Source organism: Nocardia iowensis (assembly GCF_019222765.1).
In the GTDB taxonomy this organism is placed as follows: domain Bacteria; phylum Actinomycetota; class Actinomycetes; order Mycobacteriales; family Mycobacteriaceae; genus Nocardia; species Nocardia iowensis.
Window position 1 is genome coordinate 3,103,047 of record NZ_CP078145.1, and the last position, 15,228, is coordinate 3,118,274.

Below are 15,228 nucleotides of genomic sequence, written 5' to 3' on the forward strand. Positions count from 1 at the left end.
GAGGCCGATCAGCGGGTCAGCAGGATGTCGCGCAAACGATGGAGCGTCGGCTGAGTGACGCGTAGTCCGTCGCTGAGGTAGTTCTCGAAGCTCTGGTACGAGACGCGAATCTGGTCGAAGGCCGCGTCCAGGTATTGCGTACGCGCGACCGTGCTGCCGTATGCCTCGTTGGACAGCAGGAATTCGGCGTCCACATCGTGGCGGGCGACACCGAGCAGGGTCATCAGGGTGGCCGTCGTCCAGCCGGTGACGTAAGTGCCGGAGTTGCAGTGGTAGAGATAGCCCGCTCGCCCGCTCTCCGACAGCGTGTTCAGTACATGGCCGAACGCCGCTCGGTTCGACGCGGAGGTCACGTAACCGCGGAACTCGGCGATGGTGGCGGAATCCGGTTGGGTCAGAGGGGATCTCAATGGCGCTGGATCCGGATCGCCGACGGGAGCGATGATCGGTGTGGCGCCGGGCGGCAACCGGTCGGGGCCGTGGATGGCGCGCGACTGAGTTGAACGCAGGTCGGCGACGTGGTGCGGGCGCAGCCGGGTCAGTACCGCGAACTGTTGCTCGGACAGTTGCGACAATGCGGCGCAGCGATATACCGCTCCGGTGACGATACGACTGCCGCTGTCGGTCGGATATCCGCCGATATCACGCATGTTCAGCGAGATATCGATGAACGAACCCGGCTGGGCGACAGCCGAGGGGGTGCGCGCCGCCGATCCGACAGCGGCGGCGAATCCTGCGGTTGCGGCCAGGCGCAACAACTTTCGCCGATCCAGCGGCACTCGGTGTGGGGCGTACGCGGTCATCGGCTCGTTTCTGCTCCGGTAGCTGGTTTGTGCGCGATCAGCAAGGTGTCGGCGGTGCCGAGCGGTACCGTTTCGTGACTGGTGCAGCCCGCGGCGGCCAGCCAGTCGACGGCTTCGGCCACCGGATATTCCGATCCGCCCTCGGTGACCAGCAGCATGTTGATGCTCACCAGCACCCGCGCCAGATCATCGGAACTTCCGGTGTACATCGCGTCGTAGATGAGCAGCGCACCTCCCGGCCGCACCGCCTGAAACGCCTTGGCCACCAACTTCGCTCGTTCGGTGCTCGACCAGTTGTGCAGAACGTGGCCGAGGACGAGCACATCGGCGCTCGGCAGCGCGTCGGTGAAGAAATCACCCGCCACGAACTCGGCCCGGTCGGCGACGCCCTGCGCGGACAGGTGGGCGGTCAGCTCCGGTCCCATCGGCGCGAGATCGAAAACCGTTGCGCGCAGGCCGGGATGGTGGCGCAGCAGGATGCCCGCCAGATTGCCGCGGCAGCCGCCGATATCGGCGACGGTGCGATACCGGGACCAGTCGAACACCTCGGCCAGCCGATGCGCGACCGGGGTGGAGGCCGAATCCATCATCCTCAGGTACTGCGCCCGCTGTCCCGGATCGGCCAGCATCCGCAGGAACGCGTCCGCTCCGGCCCCGGCCGCCTGCGGTTGGCCGGTGCGTAGCGCCTCGGCGAGTGATCCCCAGGTGGGATACAGCATGTGATCGGCGCGGCGCAGGAACCCGCCGAGGTACTCAGGTGCGCCAGGTACCAGGGTCTGCCTGACGATCGGCGAATTACGGTATCCCGCTTCGTCTTCCACGAGCAGATCGAGCAGTGCCAAGCCGCGCAGCAGATCGCCGACGCCGCGGGGATGCAGGCCGGTACCCGCCGCGATCCGGTCCGCGTCGGCGGGGCCGTTGGCGGCGAGCCAGCCGAAAATACCGACCTCGTGCGCGGTCAACAGCAGCTTGGCGTGACAGAAGGCGTTGGCGAGTTGTTTGATGTCGGCGGCATCGCGCAGTGTGGGCACGGTCATCACACGGCCACCGCAATCGCATTGACGAACAGTCCGACCAGGGCGAACACCGTCCTCAGCGTGTGCAAGGCGCGCCAGCGCGATCGCGGATCGTCCCATCTCGGTGGGATATCCGCCGGATCGGTGGCACGCGTCTGCTGATTGAGTGGCACATTGCCGAACTGCGAGACCAGGGAAACACCCAATTGCGCCAGCGCCGCCAAGGCGAACAGCGGCCGGGTCGCCGCCGAATCGGTGTCGATCACGAGCACGACGTCCGCGCCGATACTGCACAGCACCAGCGGCGGCATGATCCGGTCGAAGTAGCGCCCGGCCAGCGTATGCACCCGGATGTAATCCGGCGCGGGCAGCGCGGTGAACACCGGGACCAACCCGATCGCCACCGCCACCAGCACACCGGCCAGTACACCGTTGCCGATCAGCACTACCACTGTCGCCACAACCCCGACCACGGATTCTCCCTTCCGGCTCTCACCCTGACAGGGGCGCATCGAGCGGCGCTGGATTCGCGCTCCGATCGTTCTCGATCCGCGGTCGCGACGATCAGCGCATTCAGGGAGCGGAGGACAGCGGTGGCGCGGACGGCAGTACTCATCGGCGGCACCGGGTATCTCGGCGGCGGGATCGGCCGGATACTCACCGCGCACGGTATCGCGGTGATTTCGGTGGGCCGCGCCGAATTCGACGTCCTGACCCGGCCGATCGCGGCACTCACCAGACTGCTGGCGGGCGCCGATCTCGTGGTCAACGCGGCCGGTGCGCTGTGGCAGGCCACCGATCAGCAGATGGAGGTCGCCAATATCGTTCTGGTGCAACGACTCCTGGACGCCGTCGACGCGATGGACCGACCGGTGCCGATCGTGCAGCTCGGCTCGGTGTACGAGTACGGGGCCGCGCCACACGGCCGGAGTGTGGACGAATCCGCGCCGCCGCGCCCGCAATCGGCCTACGGCCGCAGCAAGCTCGCCGCCACCGAATGCCTGACCCGGTGGCACGGTCCCGGCGTGGTGCTGCGCTGCTCGACGGTGGTCGGGGCGCGCGCCCCGCGCGCGAGCCTGCTCGGCTCGGTGGCGCATCGGCTGGCCGAACCGGTCGCGAACCCGACCGGGCCGAGCATCCTGGAACTGCCGCCGTTACGTGGCACGGTCGACGTGCTCGACCTGCGTGATCTGGGTGCGGCGGTGCTCGCGGCCGATCGCTGGCTGTCTTGCGACACCGCGGCCGCCGTCGACATCGTCAATGTCGCCTCGGGCGTTCGGGTGCCGGTCGAGTACGCCGTGCAGCGGTTGGTCGAGCTCAGTGCCCTGCCGGTGCGCGTGGTCAGCGCCGAGGGACCGGGTTCGCCGCGGGCGACCGCCAACGGTGCGCCGTCGATCTCGATCGAGAAGGCGTATCGCCAGTGGGGGTGGTCACCGCGCTTCGACCTCGACGACGCGTTGCGCGAGCTATGGCGCTACACCAGCGAGGCTCGAACCGGTACGGGTAACAACTGATTCGTGCATGGTGAGCGGATGCCGGCGGATGACGCCGTTCTGGAATTGGTGCGTGAACTGCATCAGCGTCGGCGGCCCGCGACGTTCGAGCCGGGCGTGACGCCCATTTTCAGCTCGGGGGCGGTACTGGATGCCGAAGACCGGGTCGCCCTGGTGGAGCAGGCGATGGAGTTGCGCATCGCCTCCGGTGCGACCGCGTTGCGGTTCGAGCGGTTGTTCGCGCAGGCCATCGGGGTGCGCCGGGCGCACCTGACCAACTCGGGTTCCTCGGCGAATTTGCTGGCCGTCGCGACGCTGACCGCCCCGGAACTCGACGAGCGGGCGCTACGGCCTGGCGACGAGGTGATCACCGTCGCGACCAGCTTCCCGACCACGGTCACCCCGATCCTGCAGCACGGCCTGGTGCCGGTGTTCGTCGATATCGAATTGGGCACCTACAACACCACGGTGGACCGGGTACGCGCCGCCATCGGCCCGCGCACCAGGGCGATCATGATGGCGCACACCCTCGGCAACCCGTTCCCGGTAGCCGAGATCGCCGAACTCGCCGCCGCGCACGATCTGTTCCTGATCGAGGACAACTGCGACGCGGTGCTGTCCACCTATCAGGGGCAGACCACCGGCACCTTCGGCGATTTCGCGACGGTCAGCTTCTATCCCGCGCATCACCTGACCATGGGCGAGGGCGGCTGCCTGCTCACCGACAATCTGGCGCTGGCGAAAGTCGCCGAATCGATGCGCGATTGGGGCAGGGACTGCTGGTGCGAACCGGGGGAGGACAACCGGTGCCACAAACGATTCGATCAGAATTTCGGCACGCTGCCGCCGGGCTACGACCACAAATACGTGTTCTCGCATATCGGATACAACTTGAAGACCACCGATATCCAGGCCGGGCTCGGCCTGAGTCAATTGCGCAAACTACCGGAGTTCGTCGCCGCCCGGCGGCGCAACTGGTCTCGACTGCGCGACGGACTGGCCGACGTGCCATGGCTGTTGCTGCCGCGGGCGACGCCGGGCAGCGACCCCAGCTGGTTCGGCTTCGTGCTGACCGTGGCCGAGGACGCGCCGTTCGACCGGCGGGAAATCGTGCAGTTCCTGCTCGCGCGCAACATCCAGACCAGATTCCTGTTCGCCGGAAACCTGCTGCGTCAGCCCGCTTTCCGGCAGATCCCGCATCGGATCGCCGATCCGCTGACCAATAGCGACATCGTGACCGAACGGACCTTCTGGGTGGGCGTGTATCCCGGATTGACCGACGAGATGATCGATTACGTCGTCAGCGTCATCCGGGAATTCGCGCTCCGGCCGGTCGATCGGATCAGTTGACGCTCAGTCCTTGCGGTCCCGCTTACGGCGCCGCTGAATGATCTGGGAAATGATGAACAGGGTGATGAGGATAATGGCGAGGATAAGCCCTTGCATCGGTCCACTCATATTCGTACCTTCCGCTGGACAATGTCGGCTACCTCGGAAAGTATCTGTGTTGCGCTGGGTCCTGGACAACAGAGGAATGTCTGCAATCGGATCGGAGTTTTCTCCTACCGGCGGCCTGGCACGGCGATCGATCCCGGTAGATTCGGCGCATGCGACCGATTGATCGCGCGAAGGTGGTGATCGTCCGGGTACGCCGCCGGATCTGGAATCTGGGTGTCGGCGTCGGTGACACCGGGCCGGGCGGGCTGTATGTGTTGCTGGTCGCGCTGGCGCTGCCGTTGTGGAATGCCACCACATTGCCGGTCGGCCGTCTCGTGCTGGCGGCTTGCGTCGTCGCGGTGTTCGGGGCGCTGTTCGTCTGGAGCCAGTCGGATATGGCAGACCGTCCGATGGGCTTACGCATCGGCCTGCTGGCGGCCATGACCGTGGTCGCGGGTGCGGGATCCGCCGCTTTCGGCACCTCATGGGCGGTCACGCTGATGCTGACCGCGGTCGCGTGCGTCAATCTGCTGCCACTGGTGCTCGGTTCGATACTGGGTGTGGTGTTCGTCTGCGCCACGGCGTGGGTGATTTTCGGGCAGGGCGATGTCGCGACCGCGGTGCTCGGGGCGGGCATGATCGCCGTACTGCGTGGCCGGCTGCTGCTGGAGATCGTCCAATCGCGCACCACCCGGCAGGCGATGGCCGCCGCCGCGGTCGGCGACGAACGCCTGCGGATTGCCCGCGATCTGCACGATCTGCTGGGCAACAGCTTGGCCACGATGCTGGTGAAAGCGGAAGTGGCGCAACGGCTCGCGCATACCGATCCGGATACCGCCGCCGCGGCCGCGGCCGATGTGCAGCAGGTGGGACGCCAGGCCATGCTCGAGGTCCAGGAGGCGGTGCGCGGGTATCGGACCACCACCCTCGCCGACGAGTTGGAGCGAGCCAGACACAGTCTCGGTCTGCTGCGCGGCGGGCTGACGGTGACCGTCCCGGAGCGGGTGTGGGATCAGCGGGTGGACACGCTGCTCGGCTGGGCGGTGCGCGAAGCGGTGACCAATGTGCTGCGGCACGCCGACGCGAGCCGGTGCGCCATCACTGTCCGGGTGTTTACCACGCCGCCCGCGGTGGAGCTGACCGTGGACAACGACGAACAGTTCGGGCGCGCGTCCACCGGTGGCGGGCACGGGCTGACCGGTTTGGCGGAGCGTGCCGCGGAACTGGGCGGCACGGTGACCGCGGGGCCGACCGCCGACGGCAGCTACCGGCTGGCGGTGTCGGTGCCGCTGCCCGCCGCGCGACCGGCAGAATCATCGGCATGATCCGTGTGGCGCTCGTCGAGGACCAGGCAACGCTGCGTGACGCCATTCGCACGCTGCTCGAACTGGAGCCCGATCTCACCGTGGTCGCCGACCTCGGTTCCGGGGACGGCGCGACCGAGGTGTTCGAACAGACCCGCCCCGATGTCGTGCTGCTGGACATCGAGATGGGCGGCGAGAGCGGGCTCGCGTTGGCGGAAGAACTCGCCAAGCAGGCCGAGCCGCCATTGGTCATGATTCTGACCACCTTCGAACGCCCCGGCTACGTCCGGCGCGCACTGGAGGCCGGGGTGCGCGCCTACCTCACCAAGAACACGCCGGTCGGCGATATCGCGCAGGCGATCCGGGAGGTGATGGCCGGGCGGATGCTGATCGACGACCAGCAATTGCGTGCCGCGATGTCGGTGGGACACAACCCGCTGACCGAGCGGGAACGCGATGTCCTTGTCGCCGCCCGCTCCCACGACACCGTCGCCGAGATCGCCGCCCACCTGCACCTGTCGGTCAGCACGGTCAGCAACTACATCACCGCCGCGATCGCGAAGACGGGCTCCCGCAACCGCATCGAGGCCATCCGATTCGCCGAGGACAACGGATGGTTGTGAGTTCGGTCGTCGGCGAGCCGGACGATCGTCAGCCGGGTGCGGTCAGGGAGAGGGTTCGCCAGTAGTCGTGTAGCGCCTGGTCGATGGTGCGGGTGACTCGCCAGCCGAGCGTTCGCTCGGCGGTTTCGGTGGCGACTTCGAGCCAGATGGAACTGGTGCCGGGGGCGGTGGGGGCGGCGGGGGATTCGATGATGTCGGCGGGCACCTCGCTGATGGCGACCAGGCGGTCGACCAGCTCGCGTACCGAGAATGCCTGGCCGCGGCCGATATTCACCACATCGGCGGTGGTTTGTGAGCGCCCCGCCGCGAGTACTGCGTCGGCCAGGTCGCGTACGTCGATGTAGTCGCGGTACGCGGCAAGGGGTGACAGTTCGATACGTGCGCGGCCGGTGCGGTTTTCGGCGAGGGCCGAGCCGACCTTTCCGATCAGGCTGCCGGTGTGCACCCCGGGGCCGATGCTGTTGGTCGCCCGCAGGACGATGCCATTTACCGCACCGCGGGCGCTCGCCGCCTGGACCAGTCTGGTTGCCGCTAATTTCGTTCGGCCGTAGGGGGATTCGGGTTCGGTGGGCACCGACTCATCGACCCGACCCGTTTGCGGGAGCGGGCCGTACTCCATCACGCTGCCCAGGTGTACGTACCGTGGGCGCTGGTCGGGGCGTGCGGACAGTGCGGTGAGGATGGTGGCGGTGGCCGTGACGAACGATCGGTAAAGCTGCGGTTCGTCCAGACCCCAGTAAGAACCGGCCGCGTTCACCACCAGCGTCGGATTATGGTGGCGCAGTAACTCAGTCAGCGGTCGAGCATCGTCGGTGTCGAGGTCGAACGAACTGTGGTCGGCCTCGGTCGAGGGTCGGCTCGACACGGTGATGACCCGATACCCGTTGTCCCGCAACACGGTGACAATATGCCTACCGACGAAACCGGTACCGCCGAACACGACGGCGACCTCTGGTGCGGAATCGGTCATCGCGACCCCACACCCAGCACGGCCGCGGCCAACGCCATGGTCTGCAATGTCGCTTCGGCGCTGAGCTTTCCGAGATCTCCGCATTCGTGCGCGTCGGTGAACTCCGTCAAAGTATTGCCGAACTGATCGTCGGGCGCCAGGTCGAGCTGTCGTATCTCACCCGCGCGATCGAGGTGCACCCGGGGCGCGTGATCGTGCGGCAGGGTGAACGCCCGCTCCACCGAGAGGCTGCCCTCGGTGCCGGTGAGGTGGTACTCGCACCGGTAGGGCGCGCCGATCGCGAACTCCAGATCCGCTTGCGCACCATCGGGATTGCTCAGCCGCACCGAGCCCGCGGAATCGACACCGGGGAAACGCGCGCTGCGCCGCAACCGCGAATTCTCGACCCGCAGATCAGGACCGAGGTAGAACAGTGCGGCACGGAGCGCGTAGCAGCCGAGGTCGGCGAGTGCGCCACCACCCAGGTCCGCGCGGTAGCGGATATCGTCGGGTGCCAGCTCCGGGATGGTGAAACGCACGGTGAGCCGGCGGATTCGTCCGATCTCGCCGGATTCGACCAGCGCGCGCACTGCGGCGTGCTGCCGATGCCGGGGAAAGGTCATGCATTCCATCAGTGTTCGTCCTTGCTGCGCGGCGAGGTCGAAAAGACCGTGCGCCGTAGCTATTTCGGAGCCGTCGGCGCAGGGCGACAGCATCGGCTTCTCGACGAGTACGTCCTTGCCCGCGAGCAGCGCCTGCTCGATCCAGGTGGCGTGCAACGCGTTCGGCAGCGGCAGATAGACCGCATCCACCGTGTCGTCCTCGAGCACCTGGTGGTATCCGCCGGAGTTGGGCAACCCGTGCCGGTCCGCCCAGTGCGCCGCGCGCACCGGATCGCGGCTGCCGATCGCCACCGGTTCGGCGGCCGGATGGCGCAGCAACGCGGGCAGCATCCGGCGCTCGGCGATCTGCGCGGTCCCCAGAATGCCCCACCGCAGCATCGGCCTCACCAACTCGCCAGCAGACAGGCCATCAGGCTTCTGGCCTGCACATTCGCGTAGTTGCTGTGGATGAGCAGATTGGTGATCTGGGCCGGTGTCATCCACCGGAACCCGGGTGGCTCGGCAATCGGGAAATCCGCGGTGAGCAGGCGGATCTGGTAGAGATTGTCGGCGTGCTGGAACCGCCCGCCCTCCTCTGACTGCAATCCGCTGTAGCGCACCACGCCGAGGGCGCCGCCGATCACCTCGCGCAGGAACGTCGGTTGCCGATGCGCGGGCAGATCATGATGATTCGCCGGTTGACACTGCACCGAGGGCGCCAGTTCCGCGACATCGAGCACCCCGGCCTCCAATTTGGCGTTGACCAGCAGATGCAGCACGCCGTCGATCGCTTTGGCCAGGAAGACGGCCACGCCCTGGCCGACCGGAGCGAGCAGCGGCTGGGTCCACGAGTCGACCTCCCGCTGCCCCGCGCTCACTCGGGCGGCGACCACCCGGAAATACTTGCCGCCGACATGGGTGATCTCGTTCGGTCCGCGTCGCCAGTCGGCCACCTCGGCCAGCGGCATGAGTCGTTGGCGCAGTTCGTGCCGGGACTTGAGATCGGTGAGCCAGTGCAAGATTTCGGCCGTGCCGTGCCGGGCCGCCGCACTGGGATCGAGCCCGCGGGCCAACGCACGGGTGAACTCGTCGCCCCGTTCGGCCCGCGCCGCATCGATCCGCCACGGCACACACGCCAGCACGGTGCGGGCATCCATGTTGACGGTGTTGTCCTGCCGCAGCAATTCTCGGATGACCCCGAGGGTGAGCCAGCAGAAGCCGGGCATCGCCGAAACCGGGCCGGTGGCCTCCACGACCATGTTCCGATTGCGTTTGCGCAGAAACCACGCGCCCTGCTCGGACTGCAGCACATCGACCAGAACCGCTTCGGGTTTCGCGTCCAGAAAGTGTTCCAGATAGGGCACCGGCCGCCCCTGGTGCACGCGCAAATAATTGCTGCGCGTCGCCTGCACGGTCGGCGACAACTGGACGCCGCCGATATTGCCCGGTTCGGCCTTGGCCTGCATCAGGAAATGCAGCACCCCGTCGAATTCCTTGACGACAATACCCAGCACACCGATCTCGGGCTGGTTGATGATCGGTTGCTGCCAGTGTTCGACGAACCCGAAATCGGTGCGCACGTCCAGCCCCTCGATGGTGAAGAACCGGCCGCTGTGGTGGCGCAGATTGCCGTCGTCGTCGAACTCCCACCCGACGAGCTCGGTGAACGGTATCCGGTCTACCGTCAGCTGTTCGGTGCGGCGGCACGCGGCGAACCAGTCCCGGAACCCGGCGACCGAACACAACGACGTCGCGGTGACCGCGGCCGAGCGGGCGAACCGCCAGGCCAGCTCGTCATTGATCGTCGCAACCGACTGATGCTCGATCTGTGCCGCTTTCCCCATGCGCACAGGGTCGGCCCGGGTCTTCGAGAACCACTGGGACGCGGATGGGACCACCGCCGCCGCGGGTGGAGCGCGACCGGACAGATTCTCTAGCGCGCCACCCTAACCTCGCCGCCATGCACCACGCAGACAGTGACACGGTGCGGCGACCGGGCGCCGAACCGCCGAGCGCGCCGCGCCCGGCGACCATCGTCGCGACCGAGCTCGGCCTGCCGGATGTCTACCTGCTGCGGTCACGTCGGTTCGCGGACCCACGCGGTCGGTTCCAGGAGCTCACGCGGACAGACGTTCTCGAAGAGATCATCGGTTACCCGGTGCGTCTCGAGCAGGTGAACGTCTCGGTCTCGCACCGCGGCGTCATCCGTGGCATCCACGTGGTGGCGCGGGCGCCGGGGCAATCGAAGATCGTGACCTGTGTGCGCGGTTCGATGCTCGATATCGCCGTCGATCTGCGGGTCGGGTCCCCGACCTTCGGGCGTTTCGAGATGGTCGCACTCGACGACGAGATGTCGGCGAGCGTCTACCTCGGCCCCGGTGTCGGCCACGCGTTCGTGGCCACCGCCGAGCACACCTGTGTGCTCTATCAGTGTTCGACGCTGTACACGCCCGGCAGCGAGCTCGCGGTCAATGTGCTGGATCCGCACCTGGGCATACCGCTGACCACCGGCTTCGACCCGATCCTTTCCGAGAACGACCGCGCCGCACCGACTCTGGCCGAACTGCTGGCTCAGGACATGCTGCCGCGCTACAGGCCGCAATGATGCCGGAGGACACTGCCGCGATGGACGCCGTCTACTGCCAGCGCCCCGACCCCGCCGACCCACTCGCCGCGCTGCGGTTCGGTGAACGGCCGCACCCGGAACCGCCACCGGGCTGGACAACGGTGCGAATGCGCGCCGCGTCGCTGAATATGCGCGATATCGCGACCCTGCGCGGTGTCGGCGTCCCGTCGCAGGCCTATCCGCTGATCCTCGGCAACGACGGCGCGGGCACCCTCGCCGACGGTTCGGAAGTGGTGGTGCACGCATCGGTCGGTTCGGCCGGCTGGGCCGGACCGGAAGCTCGCGACCCTGATCGCGGGGTACTCGGTGCCAACCATCAGGGCACGTTCGCGGGCTACGCGACGATCCCGCTCCGCAACGCGGTGCCCAAACCGCCCGAACTGTCCTTCGCCGAGGCCGCGTGCCTGCCGACGGCATGGCTGACGGCTTATCGAATGCTGTTCACCACGGCCGATATTCGACCGGGCCAGACCATCGTGGTGCGCGGGCGGCGTGGCCTCGGCAGCATCGCGACGGCGCTGATCGCGATGGCCGCCGCGGCGGGTATCGAGGTCTGCGTGCGCGCCGATGCCGCCGATCACGCGCTGGCGTTGCGCAGCGGCGCGACCGTGGTCACGACTGCCGACGAGCCCCTGCCGCCCGATCTGGACGCCGCGTTCGACGCCGGTATCGACGTCGCGGACTGGTGGTGGCCGATCGAGGCGTTGCGGCCCGGCGCACCCATTGTCTGCTCGGGTTACCGCGCGGGCGCCATCACGGCGTTCGACTCTGTGGCGGCCGCACGGGCGCTACACACCCTGGTCTTCGCCGAGCATCGCCTGGTCGGCTCCGGTATGGGCACCGCGGAAGACCTGGCCGCGCTGCTGGCCTTCCTGGTCCGTACGGGTCTGCGACCGACCATCGCACACGAATTCGCCTTGCGGGACGCGATAGTCGGCGTGCGCGCCATGCTCAGCGCGAGCACCACCGGCAAGATCGTCTTCGCGATCTGAGCTATCTGATCTGCGCCGCTCCGGTACCGAAACCGCACGGGATCGGGGCCTTGTGCTCAGGGTCGAGGGCGTTGAGCACCAGCTGGATCGTGACGGGGTCGGCGGGCATCGTCATGTGTTCGGAAAAGTTGCCCGGGCAGAGATCTTGCAGCGTGATGTTGTCGACATCGGGACCGTTGAGGAACGCGGTGGTGTATGGCGTCGCGAACTCGTCGAACTTGGAGGCGATCACCGTGTATCTGACACCGAGCAGTGTTTCTCCACCGCTATTGAGCTGTCGGATGAAATCCGACGAGGGCAGTTGTTCCGTGCATGCCGGGCACACCGCGTTGGTTACCGGTGGCGCCAAGGTTATCGGCAAGCCGATCAAACCCCAAGTGGTGCCGTGATTGTCCGGGGCGAGACCGACAAGTGTATGGACTTTGCTCGCTCCGCCGAGGTTCTTCATATAATAACGGGGCAGCATGCCACCCTGGGAATGGCCGACGATATCGACCTGTTGCGCTCCGGTTGCCGCGAGCACCCGGTCGACGAAATCCGAGATCTCTTGCGCCGAAACGCGCAACGGCCCCACACCCGAAATCGTGCCGCCGAGGCTGCGGCCGAAATCGAGCGCGTAGACGCAGTAGCCCGCCTCCGCCAGCCTCGGCGACAGGGCGAACCAGTTGTCCCAGCGATTCTCAAAAGTGCCGTGTGCCAACACAACTGGCCGCGGATGCGCGGCACTGGGCTTGCAGGACCAGTTGTCGGCGCCCGGCGGCGGTGGGACGACATCGACATCGGAGGACGCCTCGACCGCCGTGGGGCTATCGGCGAAGGCGATGGCCGCCGATCCGAAAGTGAGCGCCAACGCGCACAGGCCGGTTACTTGAATTTTGAAAAGAGATACACGCACTGGGCCCTCATCTCCGATTCGACGGTAATGCTGCCGCGATATCGGCGGTCCATGTTCCACACTGAATCCTGGAACGCTGATGCTGCAAGGCAAGCAAGAATCGCTGGACTCTGTCAATGGCCAGTTGGGCGAATATCGGGTAAACGTACCTGCCGGTGATGCGGCGACACCCCGCGAGCTATGTGAGCTCGCGGGGTGCCGGAGGAGCTGTGGATGACCAGCCGGACCGGCCGGTCATCGCGTCGTGATCAGACCAGGTCGAACCGGTCGAGGTTCATCACCTTGTTCCACGCGGAGATGAAATCCCGGACGAACTTCTCCTTCGAATCGTCGGTCGCATAGACCTCCGCCACCGCGCGCAGCTGCGAGTTGGATCCGAAGACCAGGTCGACGCGACTGCCCGTCCACTTGACCGCACCGGTGCCGCGATCGGTGCCGACGTAGGTCCCGTCGTCGGCCGCGGACGGCGCCCACTTGGTGCCCATATCGAGCAGGTTCACGAAGAAGTCGTTGGTCAGCGACTCGGGCGCCGAGGTGAACACACCGTGCGGTGACTGCTTGTGGTTCACGCCGAGCACGCGCAGACCGCCCACCAGCACCGTCATCTCGGGAGTGCTGAGGGTCAGCAGGTTCGCCTTATCGATCAACAGGTACTCCGCCGAGAGCCGGTTGCCCTTCGCGAGGTAGTTGCGGAAGCCGTCGGCACTCGGCTCGAGCGCGGCGAAGGACTCGACATCGGTCTGTTCCTGGGTGGCGTCCGTGCGGCCGGGCGTGAACGGCACCTCGACGTCGTACCCGGCGTTCTTGGCGGCCTGCTCGACCGCCGCGACGCCACCGAGCACCACCAGATCGGCGAACGAAACCCGCGTGTTCCCGGTCTGGGCCGAGTTGAACGACTCCTGGATCCGCTCCAGCGTCGGCAGCACCAACGTGAGCTGGTCGGGCTCGTTGACCTCCCAGCCGCGCTGCGGCTCGAGGCGAATCCGCCCACCGTTGGCGCCGCCGCGCTTGTCGCTGCCACGGAACGACGACGCCGCCGCCCACGCGGTCGAAACCAGCTGCGCGACAGTCAAACCCGACGACAGGATCTGGCTCTTGAGGGCGGCGATATCATCGGCCCCGATGAGGTCGTGCGTTACCGAGGGGACAGGGTCCTGCCACAGCAGGGTCTCCTGCGGCACCAGCGGGCCGAGGTAGCGGACCTTGGGACCCATATCGCGGTGGGTCAGCTTGAACCAGGCCTTGGCGAACTCCTCCGCCAGCTCCTCGGGATGGTCGAGCCAGCGACGGGTGATCTGCTCGTAGATCGGATCGACCCGCATGGACAGGTCCGTCGTCAGCATCACCGGCGTGCGGGTCTTCGACGGCTCGTGCGCGTCGGGCACGGTGCCCGCCCCGCCGCCGTCCTTCGGAATCCACTGCCACGCACCGGCGGGGCTCTTCGTCTTCTCCCACTCGTAGCCGTACAGCGTTTCGACGAAGGTGTTGTCCCAGGTGATCGGGGTCGGCGTCCAGGTGCCCTCCAGGCCGCTGGTGATCGCGTCCTTGCCGACGCCGGTGCCGAAGGCGCTCTGCCAGCCAAGGCCCTGTTGCTCCAGCGGAGCCGCCTCGGGCTCGGGGCCGACGAGGTCGGCCGGGCCCGCACCGTGCGTCTTGCCGAAGGTGTGCCCGCCGACGATCAGCGCCGCGGTCTCGATGTCGTTCATCGCCATGCGGCGGAACGTCTCCCGGATGTCGTTCGCCGCGGCGAGCGGATCCGGATTGCCGTTGGGCCCTTCCGGATTCACGTAGATCAGACCCATTTGCACTGCGGCAAGGGGGTTTTCGAGGCTCCGGCTGCCGGTGTAGCGCTCGTCGCCGAGCCAGGTCTGCTCCGGACCCCAGTAGACGTCCTCTTCGGGTTCCCACTGGTCGACGCGGCCGCCGCCGAAGCCGAATGTGGTGAAGCCCATCGACTCCAGCGCGCAGTTGCCCGCGAAGACGATGAGGTCGGCCCACGACAGCTTCTTGCCGTACTTCTGCTTGACCGGCCACAGCAGGCGGCGCGCCTTGTCCAGGCTCGCGTTGTCGGGCCAGCTGTTGAGCGGCGCGAACCGCTGCATGCCCGCACCGGCGCCACCGCGGCCGTCGTTGATGCGATAGGTGCCCGCGGCATGCCAGGCCATCCGGACGAAGAACGGGCCGTAGTGGCCGAAGTCGGCGGGCCACCAGTCCTGCGAGGTGGTCATCACCGCTTCGACGTCGCGCCGCACGGCATCCAGGTCGAGGGTCTTGAACTCCGCGGCGTAGTCGAAGTCCTCGTCCATGGGATCGGCCACGGCGGGGTTCTTCTGCAGGATTTTCAGGTTGAGCTGGTTCGGCCACCAGTCGCGGTTGCTACCGCCCTCGGTCGGGTACTTGAGGCGACCGGTTACGGGGCAACCACTTTGCGCGGGCTCCGTGTTCGCCTCCGCGATGGGCGGGTGTTCCTGAGGCACAGCAGTTCCTT

Annotated in this window: 14 protein-coding genes; 6 read left to right on the plus strand and 8 right to left on the minus strand. The window is 67.1% G+C overall.

The window, feature by feature from the left end; translation table 11 throughout:
* Positions 1-8: 8 nt before the first annotated feature.
* Genes KV110_RS14245 through KV110_RS14255 form a run of 3 tightly spaced genes read right to left on the minus strand, consistent with a single transcriptional unit; the run spans position 9 to position 2,292 of the window.
* A complete protein-coding gene (locus tag KV110_RS14245; protein ID WP_218476549.1) occupies positions 9-803 on the minus strand; it encodes a tyrosine-protein phosphatase in 795 nt (264 codons plus the stop codon).
* The gene (locus KV110_RS14250; RefSeq protein WP_218476550.1) at positions 800-1,840 is read right to left on the minus strand and encodes a methyltransferase; all 1,041 of its coding nucleotides are present in this window, start codon (positions 1,838-1,840) and stop codon (positions 800-802) included. The genes KV110_RS14245 and KV110_RS14250 overlap by 4 nt, the downstream gene beginning before the upstream one ends.
* Entirely contained in the window at positions 1,840-2,292 is a 453-nt protein-coding gene (locus tag KV110_RS14255) for an anthrone oxygenase family protein (RefSeq protein ID WP_246634528.1), read from the minus strand. The genes KV110_RS14250 and KV110_RS14255 overlap by 1 nt, the downstream gene beginning before the upstream one ends.
* 120 nt (positions 2,293-2,412) lie before the next feature.
* Here KV110_RS14255 and KV110_RS14260 point away from each other — a divergent pair, with 120 nt between their 5' ends.
* The 4 genes from KV110_RS14260 (at position 2,413) to KV110_RS14275 (ending at position 6,676) form a co-directional block, all read left to right on the plus strand.
* Positions 2,413-3,333, plus strand: a complete 921-nt coding sequence (locus tag KV110_RS14260; RefSeq protein WP_218476551.1) for an NAD-dependent epimerase/dehydratase family protein — start codon at positions 2,413-2,415, stop codon at positions 3,331-3,333.
* A gap of 18 nt (positions 3,334-3,351) precedes the next feature.
* Positions 3,352-4,662, plus strand: a complete 1,311-nt coding sequence (rfbH, locus tag KV110_RS14265; RefSeq protein WP_218476552.1) for a lipopolysaccharide biosynthesis protein RfbH — start codon at positions 3,352-3,354, stop codon at positions 4,660-4,662.
* A gap of 257 nt (positions 4,663-4,919) precedes the next feature.
* Positions 4,920-6,074 carry a sensor histidine kinase gene (locus KV110_RS14270; RefSeq protein WP_218476553.1) on the plus strand — a complete coding sequence of 385 codons (1,155 nt, stop codon included), beginning with the start codon at positions 4,920-4,922 and terminating at the stop codon, positions 6,072-6,074.
* A complete protein-coding gene (locus KV110_RS14275; RefSeq protein ID WP_218476554.1) occupies positions 6,071-6,676 on the plus strand; it encodes a response regulator transcription factor in 606 nt (201 codons plus the stop codon). The genes KV110_RS14270 and KV110_RS14275 overlap by 4 nt, the downstream gene beginning before the upstream one ends.
* Positions 6,677-6,704: 28 nt before the next feature.
* On the opposite strand, the gene KV110_RS14280 is transcribed toward KV110_RS14275, so the two are convergent.
* The 3 genes from KV110_RS14280 to KV110_RS14290 are packed head-to-tail and all read right to left on the minus strand — an operon-like array spanning position 6,705 to position 10,071.
* Positions 6,705-7,646: an NAD-dependent epimerase/dehydratase family protein gene (locus tag KV110_RS14280; protein WP_218476555.1), complete on the minus strand. Its 942-nt coding sequence runs from the start codon at positions 7,644-7,646 to the stop codon at positions 6,705-6,707.
* The gene (locus KV110_RS14285; RefSeq protein WP_218476556.1) at positions 7,643-8,626 is read right to left on the minus strand and encodes a Gfo/Idh/MocA family protein; all 984 of its coding nucleotides are present in this window, start codon (positions 8,624-8,626) and stop codon (positions 7,643-7,645) included. Before KV110_RS14285 ends, KV110_RS14280 begins: the two co-directional genes overlap by 4 nt.
* Before the next feature lie 5 nt (positions 8,627-8,631).
* Positions 8,632-10,071: an NDP-hexose 2,3-dehydratase family protein gene (locus KV110_RS14290; protein ID WP_218476557.1), complete on the minus strand. Its 1,440-nt coding sequence runs from the start codon at positions 10,069-10,071 to the stop codon at positions 8,632-8,634.
* 116 nt (positions 10,072-10,187) lie between these two features.
* Here KV110_RS14290 and KV110_RS14295 point away from each other — a divergent pair, with 116 nt between their 5' ends.
* Positions 10,188-10,832: a dTDP-4-dehydrorhamnose 3,5-epimerase family protein gene (locus KV110_RS14295; protein ID WP_218476558.1), complete on the plus strand. Its 645-nt coding sequence runs from the start codon at positions 10,188-10,190 to the stop codon at positions 10,830-10,832.
* A 20-nt stretch (positions 10,833-10,852) separates the two neighbouring features.
* Positions 10,853-11,845, plus strand: coding sequence for a quinone oxidoreductase family protein (locus KV110_RS14300; protein ID WP_218476559.1), 993 nt, complete (start codon positions 10,853-10,855; stop codon positions 11,843-11,845).
* A 1-nt stretch (position 11,846) separates the two neighbouring features.
* Here the strand turns inward: KV110_RS14300 and KV110_RS14305 are convergent, their stop codons facing one another.
* Together KV110_RS14305 and katG are read right to left on the minus strand one after the other, a co-directional pair.
* The gene (locus KV110_RS14305) at positions 11,847-12,740 is read right to left on the minus strand and encodes an esterase/lipase family protein (RefSeq protein WP_246634529.1); all 894 of its coding nucleotides are present in this window, start codon (positions 12,738-12,740) and stop codon (positions 11,847-11,849) included.
* 248 nt (positions 12,741-12,988) lie between these two features.
* Positions 12,989-15,217, minus strand: a complete 2,229-nt coding sequence (gene katG, locus KV110_RS14310; RefSeq protein ID WP_218476560.1) for a catalase/peroxidase HPI — start codon at positions 15,215-15,217, stop codon at positions 12,989-12,991.
* Positions 15,218-15,228 lie beyond the last annotated feature (11 nt).

Excerpts from the sequence above, each read along its gene's own strand:
- rfbH (WP_218476552.1), top strand. The coding sequence starts at position 3,352 with ATGCCGGCGGATGACGCCGTTCTGGAATTGGTGCGTGAACTGCATCAG.
- KV110_RS14275 (WP_218476554.1), top strand. The coding sequence starts at position 6,071 with ATGATCCGTGTGGCGCTCGTCGAGGACCAGGCAACGCTGCGTGACGCC.
- KV110_RS14250 (WP_218476550.1), bottom strand. The coding sequence starts at position 1,840 with ATGACCGTGCCCACACTGCGCGATGCCGCCGACATCAAACAACTCGCC.
- KV110_RS14295 (WP_218476558.1), top strand. The coding sequence starts at position 10,188 with ATGCACCACGCAGACAGTGACACGGTGCGGCGACCGGGCGCCGAACCG.
- KV110_RS14300 (WP_218476559.1), top strand. The coding sequence starts at position 10,853 with ATGGACGCCGTCTACTGCCAGCGCCCCGACCCCGCCGACCCACTCGCC.
- KV110_RS14280 (WP_218476555.1), bottom strand. The coding sequence starts at position 7,646 with ATGACCGATTCCGCACCAGAGGTCGCCGTCGTGTTCGGCGGTACCGGT.
- KV110_RS14270 (WP_218476553.1), top strand. The coding sequence starts at position 4,920 with ATGCGACCGATTGATCGCGCGAAGGTGGTGATCGTCCGGGTACGCCGC.
- KV110_RS14290 (WP_218476557.1), bottom strand. The coding sequence starts at position 10,071 with ATGGGGAAAGCGGCACAGATCGAGCATCAGTCGGTTGCGACGATCAAT.
- KV110_RS14245 (WP_218476549.1), bottom strand. The coding sequence starts at position 803 with ATGACCGCGTACGCCCCACACCGAGTGCCGCTGGATCGGCGAAAGTTG.
- KV110_RS14285 (WP_218476556.1), bottom strand. The coding sequence starts at position 8,626 with ATGCTGCGGTGGGGCATTCTGGGGACCGCGCAGATCGCCGAGCGCCGG.